Annotated in this window: 16 protein-coding genes; 7 read left to right on the top strand and 9 right to left on the bottom strand. The window is 67.4% G+C overall.

Annotation, left to right across the window (positions count from 1 at the left end):
- Window positions 1-192: 192 nt before the first annotated feature.
- Both JMF86_RS06320 and JMF86_RS06315 read right to left on the bottom strand, forming a co-directional pair.
- Window positions 193-633 (bottom strand): nuclear transport factor 2 family protein, encoded by a 441-nt coding sequence (locus JMF86_RS06320; RefSeq protein WP_011545128.1) that lies wholly within the window; start codon window positions 631-633, stop codon window positions 193-195.
- A gap of 47 nt (window positions 634-680) precedes the next feature.
- Entirely contained in the window at window positions 681-2,705 is a 2,025-nt protein-coding gene (locus JMF86_RS06315) for an FAD-dependent oxidoreductase (protein ID WP_011545127.1), read from the bottom strand.
- Between the two features lie 151 nt (window positions 2,706-2,856).
- On the opposite strand from JMF86_RS06315, the gene JMF86_RS06310 reads away from it, so the two are divergent.
- Entirely contained in the window at window positions 2,857-3,423 is a 567-nt protein-coding gene (locus tag JMF86_RS06310) for a PadR family transcriptional regulator (protein WP_041489186.1), read from the top strand.
- Window positions 3,424-3,583: 160 nt separating this feature from the next.
- On the opposite strand, the gene JMF86_RS06305 is transcribed toward JMF86_RS06310, so the two are convergent.
- From JMF86_RS06305 to wecB, 7 genes are all read right to left on the bottom strand, one after another.
- Window positions 3,584-4,564 (bottom strand): NADPH:quinone oxidoreductase family protein, encoded by a 981-nt coding sequence (locus tag JMF86_RS06305; protein ID WP_011545125.1) that lies wholly within the window; start codon window positions 4,562-4,564, stop codon window positions 3,584-3,586.
- A gap of 141 nt (window positions 4,565-4,705) precedes the next feature.
- The gene (locus JMF86_RS06300; RefSeq protein WP_011545124.1) at window positions 4,706-6,535 is read right to left on the bottom strand and encodes an acyl-CoA dehydrogenase; all 1,830 of its coding nucleotides are present in this window, start codon (window positions 6,533-6,535) and stop codon (window positions 4,706-4,708) included.
- 109 nt (window positions 6,536-6,644) lie between these two features.
- Complete coding sequence (locus JMF86_RS06295) at window positions 6,645-7,412, bottom strand: class II aldolase/adducin family protein (RefSeq protein ID WP_011545123.1); 768 nt, start codon at window positions 7,410-7,412, stop codon at window positions 6,645-6,647.
- Window positions 7,413-7,484: 72 nt separating this feature from the next.
- The gene (locus JMF86_RS06290) at window positions 7,485-9,809 is read right to left on the bottom strand and encodes a xanthine dehydrogenase family protein molybdopterin-binding subunit (protein ID WP_011545122.1); all 2,325 of its coding nucleotides are present in this window, start codon (window positions 9,807-9,809) and stop codon (window positions 7,485-7,487) included.
- Window positions 9,806-10,267, bottom strand: a complete 462-nt coding sequence (locus JMF86_RS06285; RefSeq protein WP_011545121.1) for a (2Fe-2S)-binding protein — start codon at window positions 10,265-10,267, stop codon at window positions 9,806-9,808. The genes JMF86_RS06290 and JMF86_RS06285 overlap by 4 nt, the downstream gene beginning before the upstream one ends.
- A gap of 334 nt (window positions 10,268-10,601) precedes the next feature.
- Window positions 10,602-11,612, bottom strand: a complete 1,011-nt coding sequence (locus JMF86_RS06280) for a zinc-binding dehydrogenase (protein ID WP_011694252.1) — start codon at window positions 11,610-11,612, stop codon at window positions 10,602-10,604.
- A gap of 305 nt (window positions 11,613-11,917) precedes the next feature.
- Window positions 11,918-13,135 carry a non-hydrolyzing UDP-N-acetylglucosamine 2-epimerase gene (wecB, locus tag JMF86_RS06275; protein ID WP_011545118.1) on the bottom strand — a complete coding sequence of 406 codons (1,218 nt, stop codon included), beginning with the start codon at window positions 13,133-13,135 and terminating at the stop codon, window positions 11,918-11,920.
- Window positions 13,136-14,313: 1,178 nt separating this feature from the next.
- Between wecB and JMF86_RS06270 the strand changes: the two genes are divergently transcribed.
- From JMF86_RS06270 to JMF86_RS06245, 6 genes are all read left to right on the top strand, one after another.
- A complete protein-coding gene (locus JMF86_RS06270; RefSeq protein ID WP_011545116.1) occupies window positions 14,314-15,876 on the top strand; it encodes a glycosyltransferase family 2 protein in 1,563 nt (520 codons plus the stop codon).
- A 3-nt stretch (window positions 15,877-15,879) separates the two neighbouring features.
- Window positions 15,880-16,875, top strand: coding sequence for a polymer-forming cytoskeletal protein (locus tag JMF86_RS06265; RefSeq protein WP_011545115.1), 996 nt, complete (start codon window positions 15,880-15,882; stop codon window positions 16,873-16,875).
- Between the two features lie 10 nt (window positions 16,876-16,885).
- Window positions 16,886-17,899: a YaiO family outer membrane beta-barrel protein gene (locus JMF86_RS06260; RefSeq protein WP_011545114.1), complete on the top strand. Its 1,014-nt coding sequence runs from the start codon at window positions 16,886-16,888 to the stop codon at window positions 17,897-17,899.
- Window positions 17,900-17,912: 13 nt separating this feature from the next.
- Entirely contained in the window at window positions 17,913-18,683 is a 771-nt protein-coding gene (locus tag JMF86_RS06255; RefSeq protein WP_011545113.1) for a hypothetical protein, read from the top strand.
- A 334-nt stretch (window positions 18,684-19,017) separates the two neighbouring features.
- Window positions 19,018-21,156, top strand: a complete 2,139-nt coding sequence (locus JMF86_RS06250; RefSeq protein WP_011545112.1) for a polysaccharide deacetylase family protein — start codon at window positions 19,018-19,020, stop codon at window positions 21,154-21,156.
- A gap of 92 nt (window positions 21,157-21,248) precedes the next feature.
- Window positions 21,249-22,337, top strand: coding sequence for a hypothetical protein (locus tag JMF86_RS06245; RefSeq protein ID WP_011545111.1), 1,089 nt, complete (start codon window positions 21,249-21,251; stop codon window positions 22,335-22,337).
- Window positions 22,338-22,340: the final 3 nt, after the last annotated feature.

The raw sequence follows: 22,340 nt of genomic DNA, 5'->3' as shown, positions 1-22,340 counted from the left end.
AGCTTGAGTTATCGCCCCGCGCGGCTACAGCGGCAAGTCGAACTTGTCGCGCTACGGCCGGTTACGTGCCGCGAACGCGAGCATCCGCGCACGCGCATGCCCGCCGCGCGCCTCGTCGAGGCCGCGCACAACCTCGCGCGCGGGGCTCCGCAACGCGGCCGCAAGTCGGTTGCACGCTAGCCGCCACCCCGCTCAACCGCCGGTCTTGAACGCCGGCAACTGCTGCCCGAGCCGCGCGCCCATCTCCGCGCCGAGCGCCTGCAGCGCATTGAACGGCCGGATCATCACCTCGAAGTCGACGATCCGGCCGTCGTCGTCGAAGCGGATCATGTCGATTCCCTTCAACGCCTTGTCGCCGATGGTCGCGCCGAACTCCAGTACGACGCTCTTGCCGTCGTCGGTCGCGAACTGGCGGTGATACGTGAAGTTCTCGAGGATCGTGATCACCGTGCGCAGCGCCATCAGCAGCGCGGGTGCCGGCCCGTACGGCTTGAACGCCATCGGCGAACGGAACGTGGCGTCCGGATGGACGATCGATTCCAGCGTGCCGAAATCCTTGCGTTCGACCATCGCGTGCCATGCGTCGAGCGATTTCGCGACGGCGGGATGAACATTCAGCGGCGAGTGCGTCATCGCAGTCTCCAGTAACGTGGTTGGACGGGGGAAGAAACGAATCGGTATCAAAGGGTCGCGGCCAGCGTCGTGCCCTGGTGAATCGCGCGCTTCGCATCGAGTTCGGCGGCCTCGCATGCGCCGCCGATCAGATGCACGCGGCATCCGGCTGCCTGCAGTTGCTCCGCCAGCTCGCGCGACGGCTCCTGCCCCGCGCAGATCACCACGTTGTCCACCGGCAGCATCTGCTCGACGCCGTCGATCGTCACGTGAAGACCTTCATCGTCGATGCGCCGGTACGTGACCGCCGACGACATCCCGACGCCGCGCGCCTTCAGCGCCGTACGGTGAATCCATCCGGTGGTCTTGCCGAGCCCGTCGCCGACCTTCGACGCCTTGCGCTGCAGCAGATGTACGTGCCGCGCCGCCGGCTCGGGCCGCGCGACACCCAGCCCGCCGGCATTCGCATACGACCGGTCGACACCCCATTCGCTGAAGAACCGGTCAGCGTCGACACGTTCGCCAGCGTCGCGATGAACGAGATATTCGGCGACGTCGAAGCCGATGCCGCCCGCGCCGACGATCGCGACGCTGCGGCCCACGGCCTTGTCGTCGCGCAGCACGTCGAGATAGCCGAGCGCTTTCGGATGTCCGATGCCGTCGATCGGCGGCGTGCGCGGCACGATGCCCGTCGCGATCACCACTTCGTCGAATTCGCCCTGCAACAGCATCTCGGCGGTCGCGCGCGTGTTGACGTGCAGCGCGATGCCGCGCAATTCGATCTGCCGACGGAAATAGCGCAGCGTCTCGTTGAACTCTTCCTTGCCGGGCACCTTCTTCGCGATGTTGAACTGGCCGCCGATCTCGGCGCCCGCTTCGTACAGCGTGACCGCATGACCGCGTTCGGCCGCCGTGACCGCGAAGCCGAGGCCCGCCGGCCCGGCGCCGACCACCGCGATCCGCTTGCGCTGCGGCGCGGGCTGGATCACGAGCTCGGTTTCATGACACGCACGCGGATTCACGAGGCACGACGTGATCCTGCCGCTGAACGTATGGTCGAGGCACGCCTGGTTGCAGCCGATGCACGTGTTGATTTCGTCCGCGCGCCCTTCCCGCGCCTTGCGAACGAACTCGGCATCGGCAAGGAACGGCCGCGCCATCGACACCATGTCGCAATAGCCGTCGGCGAGCAGTTGCTCGGCGACTTCCGGCGTGTTGATCCGGTTGGTCGCGACGAGCGGGATGCCGACCTTGCCCATCAGTTGCCGCGTCACCCACGCATACGCGGCGCGCGGCACCTTGGTCGCGATGGTCGGAATGCGCGCCTCGTGCCAGCCGATGCCGGTATTGAGGATCGTCGCGCCCGCCGCCTCGATCGCCTGCGCGAGCCGGATCACCTCGTCGAGCGTCGAGCCGCCTTCGACGAGATCGAGCATCGACAGCCGGTAGATGACGATGAAGTTCGTGCCGACACGCTCGCGCACCCGCCGCACGATCTCGACCGCGAAACGGATGCGGTTCTCGTACGCGCCGCCCCACGCATCGTCGCGATGGTTCGTGCGTGCGGCGATGAATTCGTTGATCAGGTAGCCCTCGGACCCCATGATCTCCACGCCGTCGTAGCCCGCATGCTGCGCGAGCGCCGCGCATCGCACGAAATCGGCGATCGTCTCGTCGACCTCGTCGCTCGTCAGCGCATGCGGCGTAAACCGGTTGATCGGCGCCTTCAGCGCACTGGGCGCCGCGAGCGCCGGGTGATACGCGTAGCGCCCGAAATGCAGGATCTGCAACGCGATCCTGCCGCCCTCGGCCTGCACTGCACGCGTCACGACGCGATGGCGTTCGGCTTCCGCTTCGGTCGTCAGCATCGCGCCGCCGGGCGCAGGACGGCCGCGCTCGTTCGGCGCGAAGCCGCCCGTGACGATCAGGCCGGCCTCGCCGCGCGCACGCTCCGCATAGAAGGCGGCCATCCGCTCGAAACCGTTCGGCGCTTCCTCCAGGCCGACGTGCATCGACCCCATCAACACGCGGTTCCGGAGCGACGTGAAGCCGAGTTCGAGCGGGGTCGTCAAATGCGGATAACGGGAAGCCATCGGGTGTCTCCATGTTTATGCAACAAGTTGCATTGATGGTAGCTCGTCGGCTTTGTTTGTGCAACATGTTGCATAAAAGCACCCGCGTCGTTTGTGCTGCGGCCCCGATATGGCAAGATGCGGTTCATTCCGCAGCCTTCGCCGATTCGACATGTCCCTGCCGCACGCGCTTCTCACCGCCCTCGCCGAACGCCCGGGTTCGGGGTCCGAGCTCGCCGACCGTTTCGATCGCTCGATCGGCTATTTCTGGCAGGCGACGCACCAGCAGATCTATCGCGAACTCGGGCGTCTCGAGGAAATGGGCTGGATCGAATCGCTGCCCGCCGAGTCCGGCCGCGGCCGCAAGCGTGCGTATCGAATCCTGCCGGCCGGCAAGAAGGAATTGCGCCGCTGGATCGCCGAACCGGAAGATCCGACACCGCTGCGCGAAGCGTTGATGGTGCGCCTGCGTGCGGAAGCCGTGCTCGGGCCGGCCGGCCTCGAGGACGAGATCCGGCGGCGCATCGCGCTGCATCAGGAAAAGCTGGACTTGTATCTGCAGATCGAGGCGCGTGACTTTGTGGCGCCCGGCGATACGGCGACCGGCGACCCGGCGGCCGGCGATTCACGCACGAAGCGCCTGCAGCATCTGGTGCTGCAGGCCGGCATCGCGAACGAGCGATTCTGGGTCGAGTTCTCGCAGCATGCGCTCGACACGCTGCGTCTGCCGAAGGATTGAAGCGGCTGACGAAGAACGCACGTTGTCCGTTTCACCGCCGGTCGACATTGCGCGCCGGTGTAGCGGATCGCCACGCTCTACAGCAGCTCGCGCGCCGCGCCCGACGTCGTGAAAAATCCGCCGCCCGGCCAGCATTGAATCGCCGCGCGGCGAGCCCCGATCACGCGTCCGGAAAAATCACCACCTTGCCCTTCACCTGCCGGTTCGCCATCCGCGCGATCGCCTCGGCCGCGCCGTCCAGCGACACGCGCTCGGTGATCGCGGGCCGCACCTTGCCGGCTGCGAACCATTCGGCGAGCAGCCGCATGTTCGCGGCATGCTGTGCCGGGTCGCGCCGCACCGCATCGCCCCAGAACACGCCGAGAATGTCGCGTTCCTTCAGCAGCGCAAGGTTCAACGCGATCTTCGGAATCTCGCCGGCCGCGAAACCGACCACGAGGAACCGGCCGCGCCACGCGGTCGCGCGCAGCGCCGCTTCGCTGTACGCGCCGCCCACCGGATCGTAGACGACGTCGGCGCCGCGCCCGCCGGTCAGTTCGTCCACGCGGCGGCGCAGGTCCTCGGTCGCGTAGTCGATCGTCTCGTCGGCGCCCGCTTCACGGCATAGCGCGAGCTTGTCCGCGCTCGACGCTGCCGCGATCACGCGCGCACCGAGCGCCTTCGCGATCTCGATCGCGGCGATCCCGACGCCGCCGGCCGCGCCCAGCACGAGCAGCGTCTCGCCCGCCTGCAGGCGCGCACGCTGCTGCAACGCATGCAGCGACGTGCCGTAGGCGAGCACGAGCGCCGCGCCCTGCTCGAACGTCATGCCGGGCGGCAGCGCGGCGAGCTGCCGCGCATCGGCCACGCACTGCTGCGCGAACCCGCCGTGCCCGGTAAACGCCATCACCGAATCGCCGACCCGCCACGCGGTGACGCCCTCGCCGACCGCGTCGATCACGCCGGCGAACTCGGCGCCCGGCGAAAACGGCAGCGCCGGTTTCACCTGATACAACCCCTGGACGATCAGCGCGTCGGGAAAATTGAGCGATGCCGCCTTCACCTGAATCCGGACCTGCCCGGCAGCCGGTTCGGGAATCGCGACGTCCTCGATGCGCAAGCGGTCGATCGGGCCGAATGCGGTACACAACAGGGCTTTCATGCGCTTCTGTCTCCTTGCGCGGCGTGGCCGGGCATCGGTACGGTGTGCGGGATGGCCCCGCGCGGCCGGTTCACGACGAGCATGCGATGACCATCGCATCGGCGAGATCGTCGGTATTCCGGAATGTCGTTGAAACCACGTTCAGAACCACGCGTCGCGCATGTCGAGCGTCGTCGTGTCGACGCTCGACAGCAGGTCGAGCTGCGCATCCACCTTCGGCAATTCCCAGCGGAAGAAGTAACGGGCCGCCGCACGCTTGCCGTCGTGGAAATCGCCGTCCTGCCCGTGCGCGGCGAGCGTCACGTCGAGCCACAGCCACGCAACGACGAGATGGCCGAACGCTTCGAGATACACGCTCGCGTTCGCCAGCCGCGTCCGCGGATCACCGATCGCGTTCAACTGATGCGTCACGTCGCACAGTCTCGCCCAACGCTGCGCCAACGCATCGGCCTGCTCGCGCGTGCCGGCATCCAGTGCCCGCGCGCGCTCGACGGTCGCGCCGATCCGCGCATCGAGCGCGCGCAGCGACGCGCCGTCGTCCTGCGTGACCTTGCGGCCCAGCAGATCGAGCGCCTGGATGCCGTGCGTGCCTTCGTGAATCGGATTCAGGCGGTTGTCGCGATAGAGCCGTTCGACCGCGTAGTCGCGCGTGTAGCCGTAGCCGCCGTGCACCTGGATCGCGAGATCGTTCGCGGCCAGACACCACTGCGACGGCCAGCTTTTCGCGATCGGCGTCAGGATGTCGAGCAGGCGCGTAGCCTCGGCGCGCGCCGTCGCATCGCCGTGCGCGCGCGCTTCGTCGACCAGTTTCGCGCAGTACAGGATCAACGCGAGACCGCCTTCGACATAGGCCTTCTGCGCGAGCAGCATGCGCCGCACGTCCGGATGGTCGACGATCGGTGCCTGCGGCGCGGCCGCATCCTTGGCCGCAGGCCCGAGCGGGCGGCCTTGCGGGCGGTTGCGCGCGTAGTCGAGCGCGTGCAGATAACCGGTGTAGCCGAGCGCCACCGCGCCCGCGCCGACCCCGATACGCGCCTCGTTCATCATATGGAACATGTAGGCGAGGCCGTGATTCGGCTGGCCGACCAGATAACCGATCGCACCCGCGCGCCCTTCCGGCCGATAACGCGTCCCTTCGCCGAAATTCAGCAGACAGTTGGTCGTGCCGCGATAGCCCATCTTGTGGTTCAGCCCGGCGAGCACGACGTCGTTGTGCTCACCGCTCGCGTCGCCATCGGTGCCGGTCAGGAACTTCGGCACGATGAACAGCGAGATGCCGCGCGTGCCGGGCTGCAGCCGGCCATGTTCGTCGGGGATCTTCGCGAGCACGAGGTGAACGATGTTTTCCGCCAGCTCGTGCTCGCCGCCGGAAATCCACATCTTGTTGCCGGTCAGCCGGTAGCGCGGGCCGAGCGGGGAAGCGCCTTCGAAATCGGCGCGCGTCGCGATGTCGGACAGCGACGAGCCGGCTTGCGGTTCGGACAGGCACATCGTGCCGAGGAAACGCCCTTCCAGCTCCGGGCGCGCGAACGCGTCGATCTGCGCGGCGCTGCCGTGCGCGACGAGCAGGTTCGCGTTGGCGACGGTCAGGAACGGATACGCGGCGGTCGCGATGTTCGCGGCCTGGAAGAACAGGAACGACGCGGCTTCGACGAGCTTCGGCAAGCGCATGCCGCCGAGTGCTTCGTCGTGACCTGCGGCGATCAGCCCGGCGTCCGCGAACGCGCGCACGGCCGGCTCGACTTCCGGGATCAGCGTCACGCGTTCGCCGTCGAACCGCGGCTCCTCGCGATCGCCGCGCGCCGCGTGCGGCGCGAACAGGTCTTCGGCAATCCGCTCGCTGGTGTCGAGCACCGCGTCGAAGGTCTCGCGACTATGCTCCGCGTAGCGCGGCAGCGCGACGAGCGCTTCGGCGTCGAGCCAGTCATACAGCAGGAACGCGAGATCGCGTCGCGACATCAACAGACTCATCGTGCTGCCTCCCGGGTTGCCGGCCGTGTCAGCCGAATGAAGGGTTGCGTGACTGCAAGCGCTGGCAGGAATTTAGCACGGTCGTTCGCAAACGACAACGACGCGCAAGCTAGTCCGCGTATCCGGGATTACGCCGATCGAGCTGGCGCAGCAATCCGGGCCAGACGAGCGCCCCGGCGCCCATTCCGCGCGTGACCGCGGCGATCTGCTGCTTGATGCCGTCGAGAATCGGCTGCGCGATCGGCAGCAGCGTCGAGCCGCCCGCCTGCGCGCGCACCTGGATCATGCAGGCCGCTTCGAAGAAGTACATCGCGACGAACGCATCGGCCGGCGTCGCACCGACGGTCAGCAACCCGTGGTTGCGCAACATCAGGTTCGTGTTGCCGCCGAGGTCGCGCACGAGGCGCGCCTTCTCGCCCTCGTTGAGCGCGATGCCCTCGTAGTCGTGATAGCCGAGCGACGCCAGCACGCCGAGCGACTGCTGCGACAGCGGCAGCAAGCCCGCTTCCTGCGCCGAGACGGCCACGCCGTTGATCGAATGCGTGTGCATCACGCATTGCGCATCGTCGCGGGCCGCATGCACCGCGCTGTGGATCGTGAAGCCGGCCGGGTTGATCTCGTACGGCGATTCGGACACCTTGCGTCCGTCGAGATCCACCTTGACCAGCGACGACGCCGTGATCTCGTCGAACATCATCCCGTACGGGTTGATCAGGAAGTGGTGCTCGGGGCCGGGCACCCGCGCGGAAATATGGGTGAACACGAGATCGTCCCAGCCAAACAGCGCGGTGAGGCGATACGCGGCCGCCAGGTTGACTCGTGCATCCCATTCGGCGGGAGAAACCGTCTGTTTCACACTGACATCGGATGAGGTCACGTCATGCTCCTTGTTCAGGGCTCGAAGTGAGCCGGGCCGCACGATGCGGCCCGGCGCGGGACAGATGCTGCGTCAACCGGCCTGCGGTTTCGCGAGCTGATCGGCCACCGGCAGGCTGCGGATACGCGTGCCGGTCGCCGCGAAGATCGCGTTGGTCAGCGCCGGCGCGACGGGCGGCAGGCCCGGTTCGCCGACACCGCCGAGCGGCGTCGCGTAATCGTCCGGCGCGACGAGATGCACGCGGATCTCGCGCGGCGCCTCGTTCATTCTCAGCACCTGGAAGCCGTTGAAGTTGCTCTGCTCCGGGCGGCCGTCCTTGAACGTGATCTCGCCGTGCAGCGCGATGCCGAGCCCCATCACCACCGCGCCCTCGAGTTGCGAACGCACGCGCTCCGGATTGACCTGCGGCCCGCAGTCGATCGCGATGTCGACGCGCGGCACCGAGATCCTGCCGTCCGCATCGACCTGCACCTCGCACACCGCGGCCGTGTACGACACGAAGCTGCGATGCGCGGCGATCCCGAGCCCGTGCCCCTTCGGCAGCTTGCGCCCCCACCCGGCTTCGCGCGCGACCGTCTCGACCACGCGCCGCAGCCGCCCCGTATCGACCGGATACAGCGCGGGGTCCTCGCCGTAGTTCACGTTTTTCACCGTGATGTGCGGCTCGAAACGCCGCGCGGGCCCGATCAGGTCGAGCAGGAAATCCTTCGGATCGCGGCCGGCCGCATGCGCGAGCTCCGATACGAAACTCTGGATGCCGAACGCATGCGGAATGTTGTACACCGAGCGGAACCAGCCGATCCGCGTGTGCGCTTGCGCGGCCGGATTCTCGATCCGCACGTTCGGAATCGCGAACGGCAGATCCGCGATGCCTTGCGCGAGCTCGCCCGGCTGCTCGTGCACGACGCCGGGCCGGAACGTCGACTGGATCGATGGCGCGACCGTGCGATGCTGCCACGCGACCACCTTCCCCGACGCATCGATCCCGCCGTCGAACGCTTCGAGCGACACCGCGTGGAAGTAGTCGTGCGCGATGTCGTCCTCGCGCGTGAAGGTCAGCTTCACGGGTGCGCCGACCGCCTTCGACAGCAGCGCGGCTTCCACCACGTAATCGGGCTTGGACTTGCGGCCGAACCCGCCGCCGAGCAGCGTCACGTTGACCGTCACGCGCTCCGTCGGCAAGCCGAGCGCCTTCGCGATTTCGTCGCGCGTGGTCTGCGGCGCCTGCGTGCAGGTCCATACTTCGCAGCGGCCGTCGGCCACCCGCACGACGGCCGCGGGCGGCTCCATCGTCGCGTGCGCGAGATGCGGAATGTAGTACGTCGCGCGCACGCGTTTCGCCGCACCGGCGAGTGCCGCCGCCGCGTCGCCGTCGCTGCGGATCACGTCGCCCGGCTGCGCGGCAGCCGCTTCGAGCGCCTTGCGATATTCGGCCGAGTCGTAGCCCGCGTTGGGTCCGTGCTTCCAGTCGATCTTCAACTGCGCGCGTGCCTGGATGGCCGTCCACGTATCGTGCGCAATCACGGCCACGCCGCCGAGCGGCTGGAAGCCGGAAGGCAGCGGCGTCGACGCCAGTTGCACGACCTTCACGACACCCGGCAGCTTCCCGGCAGCCGATGCATCGAACGACGCCACCGTATCGCCGTAGACCGGCGGGCGCGCGACGACCGCGTACAGCATGCCGTCGAGCCGCGTATCGATCCCGTACTGCGCCCGCCCGCCTACGATGTCGCGTCCGTCGATCAGCGCCGTCTTGCCCTTGCCGATATAGCGGAATTCGGCCGGCGCCTTCAACGCCACGCTTTTCGTATCGGGCACCGGCAGCGCGGCGGCTTTCGCGGCCAGTTCGCCGAAGCCGAGCTTGCGGCCGGTTTTCGTGTCGACGACCTCGTGCACCGTCGCCTTCACCTGGCGCACGTCGACGCCCCACGTCGCTGCCGCGGCTTGCTCGAGCATCGTGCGCGCGGCCGCGCCCGCTCGGCGCAGCGCGGCGAAGCTCTGGCGCAGGCTGCGCGAACCATCGGTGTTCTGGTTGCCGTAGCGCGGCTCGTCGCCTACCGCTTGCGCGACCTTCACGCGCGCCCAGTCCGCGCCGAGCTCGTCGGCCACCACGAGCGCCACGCTCGTGCGCACGCCCTGCCCCATCTCGGAGCGGATGCAGGTCACCGTGACGGTGCCGTCCGGGGCGATCGCCACGAACAGGTTCGGATCGTCGCGCAAGCCGTGCGGCATCCCTGCGCCGCCGTACTGCGGATTCGCGCTGACGGGCGGCTGCACCGGCGCGGCCGCCTGCGCGAGCGACGGCACGCCGAACGCGAGCAACAGCCCGCCCGATGCGAAGCCCAGCAGCAGCGCGCGACGGCTTGCGTTGTGCACGGAGAGTTCGGACGCGCTCATGCGGCACCTCCGCGCCGCACGGCCAGCCGGATCGCCGCGCGAATGCGCGTATAGGTGCCGCAACGGCAGATGTTGCCGGACATCGCATCGTCGATGTCGGCGTCGGTCGGATGGGGATTGGTCTTCAGCAGCGACGCGGCCTGCATGATCTGCCCGGACTGGCAGTAGCCGCATTGCGCGACGTTCAGCTCCTGCCACGCCTGCTGCAGCGGGTGCGTGAGGTCCGTCGACAAGCCTTCGATCGTCGTCACGCGCTTGCCGGCGGCGACCGCGACGGGCGTGATGCACGCGCGGATCGCCACGCCGTCGAGATGCACAGTGCACGCGCCGCACAGCGCCATCCCGCAGCCGAACTTGGTGCCGGTGTGGCCGAGCACATCGCGCAGATACCAGAGCAACGGCATGTCGGGATTGCCGTCGAAATGCTGCTCGCTACCGTTGACGGTCAGCGTGATCATCGTTCACCTCCTGGTTGCGATGCCCGCCGGGCAGGCATCGGGTGGGGATTCGAACGGCGCGGCGCACATTCCGAACGATCAGGCAGGCGTGGCACCGTTTCGTCGACCGTGTCGCGTGCAGCACGGTCGGGCTGATGCTGCGAACGATGCTGTCGGCCGGTTGCCTGCGCAACCTTTCAACGTCACGCCGGCCAGACGCTCGTCCGCATGGATCGCCGTCCGCATTATCGAACCATTTCGGATTTGACGTCGGATCGACGCGGTTCGGGAGTTTTAGGCAAACGGCACGGGAATTCGGCCGGAAACGGCATGCGTCGACGGCCGATCGCGCCCGTCAGTCGACCAGCACCACGGGCTTGCCCGAGAACCGCCGATGCCGGAGCCCTTCCAGCTGTGCGGGCAACTTCTCGAAGTCGCCCGTGACGCGTGCTTCGGGTTGCATCCGGCCGTTCGCGATACCGGCGAGCAGCATGCTGCCCGCCGTGGTCGTCTCGAGCCACGCCGCATCGTCGCCATACGTGTGCAACGCATTCAGCGCGACTTCATGAAGCGACGCGCTCGACGTGAACGGCGGCAGCGGCGGCGTGTCGAAGCGCCCCTGGATGCACACGATATGCCCGTTCGCGGCCACTGCAGGTGCCCAGCGGGCCGCATACCGCGCATCGATGCTGTCGAACACCGCATAGAAACGCCGGGCCAGTTCGGGCGTCGCGCCGATCGTTTCATCGACGGCGCCCGGCAGGAAATGGCTTGCCCCTCGCTCGCGCAGGCGCTCCCAATGTCGTTCGTGGCTCGACACCGACACCACGAACCCGCGATCGGCGGCGATCTGCACCAGGTAGTTGCCGACCGCGCCACCCGCGCCGCTGACGAGGATTTCCCTCGCCACGCGGCACGGTACCTTCTCGAGCGCCTGCCATGCGGTCAGCGCCGGGCACGGGACGCTCGCCGCCGTTTCGAAATCGAGCGTGTCGGGCACCGTCAGCAGCACGCCGGCCGCAACCGGCGTGTATTCCGCGAAACTCCCGTGCTCGCCGAGCGCCTGATGATAGGCGACGCGGCGGCCCAGCAGGTAGCGCATCGCGTCGTCCGCAACCGCGACCACCGTGCCCGCGCCATCGACGCCGGGCACATGCCCGAGACGCCAGTTCACGAGCGCGCCGCCAAGCACTTTCCAGTCGACCGGATTGAGACCGATCGCGTGGTTGCGGACCAGCACCTGGCCGGGCTTCAGCCCCGGCATTTCGCGTTGTTCGAGACGCAACTGCGCGGGATGCTCGCTGCCTTGCCAGGTCCACGCCCGATAGCGGGCCGGCAATGATGCTTGATGAATGAATTGAGTCATGGGGATGGGCATGGTGTGACACGCGACGGGCGCTCGGCGATCCCGTGCAAGTGCGAATGCAACGGACCCCGCATCGGAGTTCCGCCCGTCGATGCGATTTTCGGAAGAGGCGGGTTGGATATCCGCAGAAGTATCCGTGCGCGGTGCCGTTCCGCGAAAGAGGCTTCCCGCGAAAACACTTTTGAATGCATCGGGAAAATGGGTTCCGGGTCGCATACAGGCAAACATCCGGCCGACCTCGCGGCCGGACCGGATGTTTGACGCCTGCGTCGAACGCGCCGGCAGGCGCTACCGCGCGTCCTTCTTCACGGCGAGCGCAACGCCTGCAATCCGAGCGTGAGCGCGTTGAACGGCATTTCCGCGGCGCCCATCGCAAAACTCGTCGTCTTCGTCGGCACGCCGGGCGTGCGCATCAGCGCGTGAACGATCCGCTCGCTCGCATGGCCGTCGCCGTACGGATTGCTCGCGCGCGACATTTCCTCGTAAGCGCTCTCGCTGTCGAACAGCCGCGACGCCTCCCACACGATCCGCTCCTGGTCGGTGCCGACGAGCCGCGCGGTGCCGGCCTGAATCGCTTCGGGCCGCTCGGTCGTCTCGCGCGTGACGAGCACCGGCTTGCCGAGCGCCGGCCCTTCTTCCTGAATGCCGCCCGAATCCGTGATGATGAAATACGCGCGCGACATCAGGAATACGAACGACAGATATTCCTGCGGCTCGATCAGGTAGATGTTGGGAACGCCGCCGAGCCGTGCGCGTGCTGGCTCCCGCACGTTCGGGTTCAGATGCAGCGGATAGACGAACTGCGCATCGCGATAGCGGCTCGCCAGTGTGCACAGCGCGTCGCAGAAATGCCGGAACGGTTCGCCGAAACTTTCACGGCGATGGCCGGTGATCAGCACGACGCGCCGCGACGGTTCGAGGAACGGGAAGTAGGCGGCGATCCTGTCCGACAGCGCGGCGGTGCGATCCAGCATGCGCTTGACCTCGTGCAACGCATCGATCACGGTATTGCCGGTCAGCGAGACCGCCCCGCCCGGCACGCCTTCGCTCAGCAGGTTGTCGCGCGCCTGCCCGGTTGGGGCGAAATGCCATGACGACACCGCATCGGTCACGCGGCGATTCAGTTCCTCCGGCCACGGCGACCAGATGTCGCCGCTGCGCAAGCCGGCTTCCACGTGACCGACCGGCAGATAGCGATAGAACGCCGCCAGGCTCACCGCGAGCGTGGTCGTCGTATCGCCGTGCACCAGCACGATGTCCGGTCGCAATTCGTCGAAGACCATGCCGATCGCCTGGAGGATGCCGGTCGTCACGTCGGTCAGCGTCTGGCCTTGCCGCATCAGGTTGAGATCGTAGTCGGGCTTGATGTCGAACAGCGTCAGCACCTGGTCGAGCATTTCGCGATGCTGTGCGGTCACGCACACCCGGGCGTCGACATCCGCCTGCGCCTTCAGCGCGCGCACCAGCGGCGCCATCTTGATGGCCTCCGGCCGAGTCCCGAACACAAGCAAGATCTTCTTCATCGTTATCCTCGTTTAGCCACTTCGCGCCTGGCGATCCGGCACGTGGCGCGAAGCATGTATTCGGGCGGCGCATCCCGTACTCGCACGCGATCAACACGCGGCGGTGTCGCGGGGCGAGCGCGCCACCTCGTTCGCACGGTCGAAGCCGCGCGAATCGTCGTACTACCGGCGTCCCGTCGTACTGGATCGATCACGTCATGAGCCGTTCCTCGCTGCGTCGAGCATCAGGTCCTCCCACTACAGCAATATTCAAACCAGCCGGCCCGCCTCCCGGCCTGCTTCGTTCCGCGACCATCGCGTGCGAACAGCGCGTCGCGGAATGTTTCACAACTGCTACGGGCACACGCATCGCCGGATCGACACGACAACGATAAACAGCCGGACGCGCGCGCGATCCGTCTGACGACGTCGTCCGATGAATCGTGCATGCATGTCGAGCGCGCGTGACGCGGCGAATCGCATGCATCTTTCGACGCGCGTTGCGTCGCCTCGATTCGACGCTTTCGTCTGTGCAGCGTGCAGCGCGCACGCGACCGTCGTCCACCCTCGCGCGCACCGGATTTCCCACGCACACGACGGTGCTTGCCTCACACGAATCGGTGCGCGGGAAATGTTGCGAATGTGTAACGCCACGCCCAAACCGGCAAATACATCGGAGTCCGGTCCATTCGTCTCATGTGAAAACGGCGTTCGTTCAGCGCGCCGGACCGTCTCGCACACGACGCACGACACACGACGGTCAGCCATGCCAGGCTGCGCCGACAATGCGGCACGACAAGTCGGACCGCCCCGGTCGCCGCGCGACATGTTCGAATGCATGCGATCGCCCCTGCGGAGTCGAATGCGGCGCGCGCACGCTGATTCGTCAGTGAATCAAAACACGCCGCCCGCGCGCCTTCCGCGTTCGCCTGCGGCGCTCGCCCCCTTGTCGCGCGGGGCATGCCGGCAGATGGCGCACGCCTTGCTTAATGTCAGACAGGTGCGTCCCGAAGCACTCGCACGGCAGCAAACCGACGGGAACGCCAAAGCAACGAAGCCGGGAGGCAACGCGTCCGTCCGGGGCAACCGACAACCGCCCCTGTGCGACGAACGCGTCACCGCCTTCCATTGACATCCGCGCGATCCACGGAGCGCCTTCAGCTCTCATCGGTCGTCGTCGCGGGCACGGGGACCAGGACATGACGAAAACGCGGGCGGCGTCACTCTGCGAGCAAGGCATCCTGCTGCTGATCGTGCTGGCCTGCTCGCTGGTCGTGCGCGACACCGGATCGCGGGCGATCGCCGAACCGGCCCGCTTCAGCGTGCCCGCCGCCAACATCACGACTGCCGCGAACCTCGCGATCGCGATGGAGCGCACCGCGCTCGACAGCGTGACGCTTTCGCTCGCCGCACAGGCCGCGACCGACACGGACGCGTCGCTCGAACCGCCGCCCGCCACCACGGCGGGCATCACGTTCGATCCCGAGCTGCTGCTGATGCCGTGCGTGGCGTACCTGTGGCTGTTCACGCTGCTGACGTGCGCGTATGCCGCGCGGCATTACGTATTCAGCCTCGATCGCCTGTTCAAGCCGCAGCACGCGCCTTACCGGACGATGACCCACGGCGATTGGCCGCGGCTCACGGTATTCGTCGCCGCCCACAACGAGGAAACGGTCATCGTCGATTGCCTGATGGCGCTGCTGGCCACGACCTACCCGCGCGACCGGCTCACGATCATCCCGGTCAACGACCGCTCGACCGACAACACGCGCGCGTTGATCGACGAGGTCCGGGCACTCGCGCCCGAGCTGATCCAGCCGTTTCACCGCGAAACCGGCAAGCCGGGCAAGGCAGCCGCGCTGAAGGATGCGCTGCGGTTCATCCGCGGCGACATCATGGTGGTATTCGACGCCGACTACCTGCCTCGACCGGGGCTGCTGAAGGAACTCGTCGCGCCGTTCTTCGATCCGGAAGTCGGCGCGGTGATGGGCCGTGTCGTGCCGCAGAACGCCGACAGCAACCTGCTCGCGCGGCTGCTCGATCTCGAGCGCGCGGGCGGCTATCAGGTCAACCAGCAAGCCCGCAACAATCTCGACCTGGTGCCGCAGTACGGCGGCACGGTCGGCGGCATCCGCAAGGGTGCGCTCGACGCCGTGGGCGGCTGGTGCGACGACACGCTCGCCGAAGATACCGACATGACCTACCGCCTGCTGCTGAGCGACTGGCGCACGGTCTATCTGAACCACGCCGAATGTTATGAGGAAGTGCCGGAGCGCTGGGCCGTCCGCGCCCGGCAACTGACCCGCTGGGCGAAGGGCCACAACCAGACGATGCTGCGCTATCTGGTGCCGGTGCTGCGCAATCCGCTGATCTCGCGGCGCTGCCGGCTCGACGGCGCACTGCTGCTCGGCGTATTCACGATGCCGGCGCTGCTCGCGATCGCGTGGAGCGCCGCGCTCGCGCTCTACCTGTTCAACGGCGTCAACTCGACCGCGCTCGGCCTGCTCCTGTCGCTGTTCGCGCTGTTCTCGTTCAGCACCTTCGGCAACTTCGGCGTGTTCTTCGAGATCGTCGTCGCCGCGCGGCTCGACGGCCGCGCGACGCGCCTGCGGCTCGTGCCGGTCAACGTCGTCGGCTTTTGCGTGACGATCGCGGCGGTCGTCTCCGCGCTCTGGGGGCTCGCGCTCGACGCCGCGTTTCGCCGCGAACTGAAATGGGACAAGACCGAGCGTTTTCGCCGGCAGTTGAAACCGGAGCGATGAGCGATGACGACCTTCAATGTGATGGTGCCGGTGGCCAGCGTACTCGCCCTGCCGTTCCTGCCGATGCTGCATGAACTGATCCGGCGCAGCGACGTCGCGGCACTCCCGATCGGCGACGGGCCGTTCGTCGATCAGGCGCTGCTCGCCGCGCGCTGGCACGACGCGCTGCGTGCCCACGTGGCCGGCACGCCGCCGGCGGATGCGTCGGCCGTGCCGCCGTGGCAAACGCTCGGGCTGGCCGTGCAGCACGCGGACGCGATCCACGTCGCACGTGACGCGCATCGCGACGACGTGCTCTACGCCGATCGCACGATCACGCTCGACGAAGGCGCGCAGGCCGCGTACGCGTTCGCCGACGAGCACATCGACATCCATGCCGGCGCGACGATCGGCACGCTCGCGCATGCGCCGCTGATCGACGTCGACGACGCAGTGCTGCGCGGCGTCGTGGTCGGCGACACCGTGCGCCTGCGCGGCGCCGGCGGCTTCGCGTGCCTGTACGGCGAGCCGCTCGTCTTCGGCGCGGCGCCCGGCCCGCGACCCGCTGACGCACCGGCCGCCCCGCGCCGCGCGATCTCGCTCACCCGCCACTTCGCGTCGCTGCCGCATCGCTTCGTGCACGGCCGTTACCTGCTGCCGTGCGACGTTCGCCTGCCCGCACACACGGTCGTGCAGGGCAACCTGATCGTCGAAGGCGCGCTCGTCCTCGGTGAAGGCTGCGTGCTGCGCGGCAGCGTCAAGGCGCATCGCGTCGAACTCGAACGTCATGCGTTGCTGCACGGTGCGGTATTCGCGCGCGACGACGTGTTGCTCGCCCACGCGAGCTGCATCGACGGCGTCGTGTCGGCCGGCGGCCTGCTGCGACTGACGGGGGCGCGCATCGGCGTCGCCGGCCATCCGGTCAGCGCGTGCGCGCGCGACGTCTCGATCATCAATCATGCCTGCGTGCATGGCGATCTCGTGGCGTGGCGCAGCGGCTGGTTCCACACATCCCGTTAAGGAGCGCCTCATGTCCGATCGCCCCAGCCATCGCGACCCGCGCGTGCCGGTTGCCACTCTCGCGATGCTGTGCGGCGTCGCCTTCGGCGCGCCCGCGGCGCTGGCGGAGCAGCCTGACGATGCCGCCGCCACGCCGGCCGTGCAGCCTCCGGCCCCCGCGACCGTCATCACGCCACGGATGCGCGACGAGTCGATGTTCGTGCGCGTGGACGCCGAAGGCCTGCCGGACGGCGTGCCGCTCGCCGAGTTCACGCCCGAGGATACGAACCGCCCGCCGCTGCCCGATGCAGTCGTCACGCATGTGCAGGCGCCGCAGGAATCGCACACCGAATTGACGCTCGGCTATTCGAACGCACACCTGACGCACGGCTACGGCGACTGGTACGGCGTGCATCTGCGCGGCGTCTACCAGGATGGCGGCCGCACCGTGCTCGGCGAATTGGCGCAACTGCACCGCTTCGGCGAGAACACGCAGCTCGGCGCGCTGACCTACGTGCAGGACCTCGGCCCCGACTGGTTCGGCGGGATCGGCTTTTCCGGCACCACATCGGGCACGATCCTGCCGAGTGCGCGCGTCGACGTGTCGATCAACCGCAAGCTATTGTCCGATCGTTCGCTGGTCGTGTCGCTCGGCGCCGGCTACGCATGGAACCGCAGCGGCCACCGCGATCAGCTGTATCACGCCGGCGTGATCTGGTATGCATTGCCGAAGTGGATTTTCGAGGCGGGCGCGAACTATACGGTCGATTCACCCGGATCGGTGAAGGCGCCGGCGTACTACGGCGCCGTCACCTACGGCGAAGTCGGCAAGAGCGTGATCGTGCTGCGCGGCGGCGTCGGCCGCGAGGCGTATCAGGTCACCGGGTCCGGCACGCAAATCGCGGATTTCCGCAGCCACGAGATCACCGCGAAATGGCGCTACTGGTTCACGCGCAAGTGGGGAACGCAGCTCGAATTCGACTATTACCACAACCCGTACTACTCACGAATCGGCGGCGAGCTCAGCGTCTTCTATCGCTGGTAACCGGGCGGGCGCCATGCACACGCATCCCGTCCGTCCTCCCGTCGATCGTTCGCTGCGCACCCACGCGTACCCGCAGCGCTGGCTGTCGTCGATCGCGCTGCTGACGCCCGCGCTGTACGCGTCGCTGTGGTTCGGCTTGCCGCTGGCGTGGCGCTACTGGCGCTCGGTCATGGCGTGGGGCGCGCACCAGCTCGATCCGGCGCTTCACGTGATCGTGATCGGTTACCCGCCCGACGCACCGCGCGTGCCGCTGCTGTCGATCGACGTCGCGGCCCGCATGCCGGGCGGCATGCTGCTGGCCGCCACCACCGCGCTCTGCGCGACCGGCTTCGCCGCATCGTTCATCCGGCGGGCGAACTGGTTGCCTGTTGCATATCTGTTACGTATCGCGAGCTTCACCCAGCTGCTGATCTGCGCATACTTCTGGCTTGCGCCCGGCACGTTTCCGTATGTCCCGCAATTGCACCTGCGCGACATGTTCGTGCTGTACGGCGCGGCGATCGCAGTGATCCCGCTGGTGATGGCCGCGCTGTACTACCCGCTCGATTTCTCGCTGCTGCAAAAAGCCGTCGCGTCGCTGCTGGTGCTCGGCTACTTCGTGTTCGCGCTGCCGTTCGTGATGCTGCTGCACGCGACGATCATCCATCACGGCTCGCTGCTGTTCCTGCCGTTCTGCTATTTCCTGCTCGGCGGGCCACTGCTGATCGGCCTGCTGGTCACGCTCTATACCTACTGCGCAAGCTGGCCCGGCGCACTGACGCGCGATCGCGATTCCGTCTGCTGATAGCGCGTTCAAACGCGCCGTATCAGCGATGAAACGAATCCGCCGCGTTTCCGGCCCTGCCGCCCGGCCCGCATCGCAGGAAGCCAGCAGGACCGGGCCTCCTGCGCCAATGGCACGTTGTTCGCTTCTTTCAATACGTCGCATCGAGTCCTCTCATCGGCGAAGGCAGCGCGGCGCCCCGGCGCCCTGGCGCAATCCGTCCGCCGTCGACATGCACCGCTCGATACCCGACGAACCGGACAGCCGCACACACCTACGGGGCTGGATTGGTCGCCCTGGCGGCACGCGCATTCCGGCTGCCGCACGCCCCCATTCCTTGAGCGAGGAGCACACCATGTTGGCAAAGTCAGGCAAGTTCTTGCGGATTCTGTTCGCGCTGTTCGCGCTCGCGTTCGCATTCAGTCCGGGCGGCGTTCAGGCGGCCACCAACCAGCTCCTCCTGTTGGTGCCCGACACGCTGACGCTGCCCGATTCGCGCGTGTCCGCATGGCTCGACAGTGCGCAGGAAGAAGGGCTGCAGATCAAGGTGATGACCGACAGCCAGTTCATGGCGGCCGGCGCGTCGCTGTCGCAGTATCCGGGCCTGATTCTGCCCGACCAGGTGCACACGACGGCCAGCGACACGCTCGTGACGGCGATCCAGAACTACGCACTGAACGGCGGCAAGGTGATGCTCGTCTACGATTTCGGCGTGCTGAATTCCGCCGGCTTCTACGTCAGCCCGAAATCGCGCTTCAGCAGCATGGTCGGTGTGGACTATGTGCTGTATGACCAATACGGCGGCAACATGATCGGCCTCGGCAACGTGACCGGCATGAGCAGCTGGCTGCGCACGCTCCAGGTGCCTCCCGGCAAGTCGATGGCATGGACCACGGCTTCGTCGAGCACCACGACCGCGACCGCGCTCGCCTCGACGAGCACCTCGGGCACGTCGACGAACACGTCGTCGGGCAGCGCGCAGTTCCTGGCCGCCAGCCCGTCGAACCCGGGCGGCCTCGCCAATTACAACCACGACGCATGGTTCATGTACACGACGCCGCCCACGGGCAGCGGCGTGCTGAACCAGACGACGCCGAAGCTGACCGGCACCGTGACCGGCAAGCTGAAGAAGACCACGACGTATACCGCCAATTCGCTCCTGAGCACGTCGACCGGCAAGACGGCCAACACGCTCGCGTCGACGCTGGCCACCACCAGCGACACGCTCGAAGGCATCTCCGGCTACGTGTACGGCTTCCTCACCTATCCGAGCTTCGTTACGCAGGGGACGTACACCGGCACGACGATCCTGACCTCGCCGACCTTCGGGCTGGTGTCCGGCTACAACACGTACGGCAACGGCGGCGTGCTGTTCGTCAACCTGCCGCTCGCCTACCTCGACGGCCAGACCGACGGCATGCTGATTCACGGCTACCTGCATTATTTCGGCACGCAGATGCTGAACCTGCCGTCGCTGTCGCCGCTGCCGAAGGCGATGGCCGGGCTCGTGTTCAACTGGCACTTCTGCGCGGGCGACCAGATCCAGCCGGCGCTTCAGCTGAAGAGCCTCGGCGTGTGGAACAACGGGCCGTTCTCGCTCGTGATCACGGCCGGCCCCGATGAAGCGACCTTCGGCGACGGCAACGGCGTCAACCTCGCCAACAACCCGACCGCGCAGAACCTCGTCAAGTATTTCCTGACCAAGGGCCATCGCGTCGGCAGCCACGGCGGCTGGATTCACGATTACTGGGGGGCGAATGCGAGCGAAACGAACGCGAGCACGTTCACGCAATACCTCGTGATGAACCATCAGGCCGTCCAGGCCGCGACCGGCCAGCCGGACGTCGAATACGCGGCGCCGGAAGGCAACACGCCGACCTGGTCGGTCAACTGGCTCGAAAGCAACGGCTTCAACGGCTACTACTTCACCGGCCACACCGGCTCGGCACCGACCCGCGCATACCGCAACGGCGCGCTGCTGAACCCCGGCCTGTGGGCTTACCCCGTGATGCCGTTCGGCAAGTACGCGACGTTCGAGGAGTTCCAGCAATACGCGGTGCCGACGGCCGACGTCAACAACTGGTACGCATCCCTGATGAACTTCGTCGTCGCGAACCGCACGAGCCGGCTGATCTATGCGCATCCGCTGGGCGCGTCGTCCTACACGTCGACGTTGTCCGCGATCTTCTCGCAAGCCAATACGCTGAAACTGACGGGTCAGTTCAAGTGGTACACGATGAGTGACATCACGACCTTCGATCGTGCACGCCTGAACGTCACGTGGTCGGCCACCGACACGGGCAGCGGCTGGACGTTCGCCGCCAGCCATCCGACCAGCCTCGCGAACATGACGTGGCTCCTGCCGAAGAAGAGCTTCGCGCTGCCGATCATCACGCAAGGCTTCGGCAGCGTCGTCATCACCGATTCGACGTACTGGCTCGTGACCGCGAACAGCGGCACCAGTCTCAAGTTCACCAGCGCCAAGGTGCACTGAGCCGCGACATCGACACACCCGTCGGCGCGCGGCGCGGCCAACGCCGCGCGCGGCGGGATTTGCGCAGGACCATCGCGCAGGAGCCCCCCATCATGAACCGGCCCGCGCTTTTCCCGGCCGCACGCGCACGCGTGGCGGCCACCGCCCGGCTATGCCGCCTCTGGTGCGTCGCCTGCTGTGTCGCCGCGTGCGGCGTCGCGCTGCAGGCGAGTGCCGCCGAACTCCAGCTCAACGGACTCTACCAACGCCCCGACGGCGCGATCACCGTGCGCCTGAACGGCGCCGGCATCGATCCTTATTTCGCGGCGAAGGCGCTGCTCGGCGCCGCCGACGCCGGGCTCGACGCCCATCAGGCCGCGCTCGCCTGGATCGCGTGGCTGCTGCCGCGCCAGCGCCCGGACGGCGGGTTCGATCGCTACTGCGTGAAGAGCGGCCAGTACAGCTCATGTGCCGAAGCCGACGCCGACGATGCAATGATGGCGACCTGGATCGAACTGCTCGCCCGCTTCGCGCCGCCCGACGGCCTGCCCGCCGCATGGGAACTCAGCCTCGATCGCGCGGCCGCGCATCTGGACGCGCTGCTCAGCAAGCCCGCGGGTGTCTATCAGATCTCGTCGACGCTGCACGTCGCGCTGCTGATGGACAACGTCGAGGTCCACAGCGCGTTCCAGGCGCTCGCCGCGTATTACGTCCGGCATGGCGACGCCACGCGCGCCGGCCCGTGGAGCCAGCGCGCCGACCGGCTCGCGTCCGCGATCCTGAAGGTGTTCTGGCGCGGCACGCAGTCCGGCTTTCGCGCGAGCACGCAGCGCATCAGCGACACGACGTTCTATCCGGCGAAAGTCGCGCAGGTCTTTCCGCTTCTTTCCGGTATTCAGGTTCCCCAGCAATCGAACGAGACGATCTACGCGCAGTGGATGCAGAAGTACGGCAAGACCTGGCTGCAACTCGCCAGCTCCGACTATCCGTGGGGCTTGATCGCACTGGTCGCATTCAAGATGAACGACATGAACACGGTCGCGTGCTGGCATGCACGATCGGGGCCGTACCGGCACGGCGCGCACTGGAACGTACTGGAGGAGGCGCTTTACCTGGCATTCGAAAGCCGGATGGCCGACCCGGTCGCACCCGCTCGATGCGGCTTCACGACGGCGGCGACAACGGAGACCGCGTCACGCTGACCC

The sequence above is a fragment of the Burkholderia sp. E168m15 genome, from assembly GCF_016586105.1.
GTDB lineage: Bacteria > Pseudomonadota > Gammaproteobacteria > Burkholderiales > Burkholderiaceae > Burkholderia > Burkholderia orbicola.
The sequence above is the reverse complement of the archived record's forward strand: the minus strand, read 5'-3'. Positions and strand labels throughout refer to the sequence as shown.

Excerpts from the sequence above, each read along its gene's own strand:
- JMF86_RS06285 (WP_011545121.1), bottom strand. The coding sequence starts at position 10,267 with ATGATCACGCTGACCGTCAACGGTAGCGAGCAGCATTTCGACGGCAAT.
- JMF86_RS06310 (WP_041489186.1), top strand. The coding sequence starts at position 2,857 with ATGTCCCTGCCGCACGCGCTTCTCACCGCCCTCGCCGAACGCCCGGGT.
- JMF86_RS06260 (WP_011545114.1), top strand. The coding sequence starts at position 16,886 with ATGTCCGATCGCCCCAGCCATCGCGACCCGCGCGTGCCGGTTGCCACT.
- JMF86_RS06265 (WP_011545115.1), top strand. The coding sequence starts at position 15,880 with ATGACGACCTTCAATGTGATGGTGCCGGTGGCCAGCGTACTCGCCCTG.
- JMF86_RS06320 (WP_011545128.1), bottom strand. The coding sequence starts at position 633 with ATGACGCACTCGCCGCTGAATGTTCATCCCGCCGTCGCGAAATCGCTC.
- JMF86_RS06255 (WP_011545113.1), top strand. The coding sequence starts at position 17,913 with ATGCACACGCATCCCGTCCGTCCTCCCGTCGATCGTTCGCTGCGCACC.
- JMF86_RS06305 (WP_011545125.1), bottom strand. The coding sequence starts at position 4,564 with ATGAAAGCCCTGTTGTGTACCGCATTCGGCCCGATCGACCGCTTGCGC.
- JMF86_RS06250 (WP_011545112.1), top strand. The coding sequence starts at position 19,018 with ATGTTGGCAAAGTCAGGCAAGTTCTTGCGGATTCTGTTCGCGCTGTTC.
- wecB (WP_011545118.1), bottom strand. The coding sequence starts at position 13,135 with ATGAAGAAGATCTTGCTTGTGTTCGGGACTCGGCCGGAGGCCATCAAG.
- JMF86_RS06280 (WP_011694252.1), bottom strand. The coding sequence starts at position 11,612 with ATGACTCAATTCATTCATCAAGCATCATTGCCGGCCCGCTATCGGGCG.
- JMF86_RS06315 (WP_011545127.1), bottom strand. The coding sequence starts at position 2,705 with ATGGCTTCCCGTTATCCGCATTTGACGACCCCGCTCGAACTCGGCTTC.
- JMF86_RS06270 (WP_011545116.1), top strand. The coding sequence starts at position 14,314 with ATGACGAAAACGCGGGCGGCGTCACTCTGCGAGCAAGGCATCCTGCTG.
- JMF86_RS06300 (WP_011545124.1), bottom strand. The coding sequence starts at position 6,535 with ATGAGTCTGTTGATGTCGCGACGCGATCTCGCGTTCCTGCTGTATGAC.
- JMF86_RS06245 (WP_011545111.1), top strand. The coding sequence starts at position 21,249 with ATGAACCGGCCCGCGCTTTTCCCGGCCGCACGCGCACGCGTGGCGGCC.
- JMF86_RS06290 (WP_011545122.1), bottom strand. The coding sequence starts at position 9,809 with ATGAGCGCGTCCGAACTCTCCGTGCACAACGCAAGCCGTCGCGCGCTG.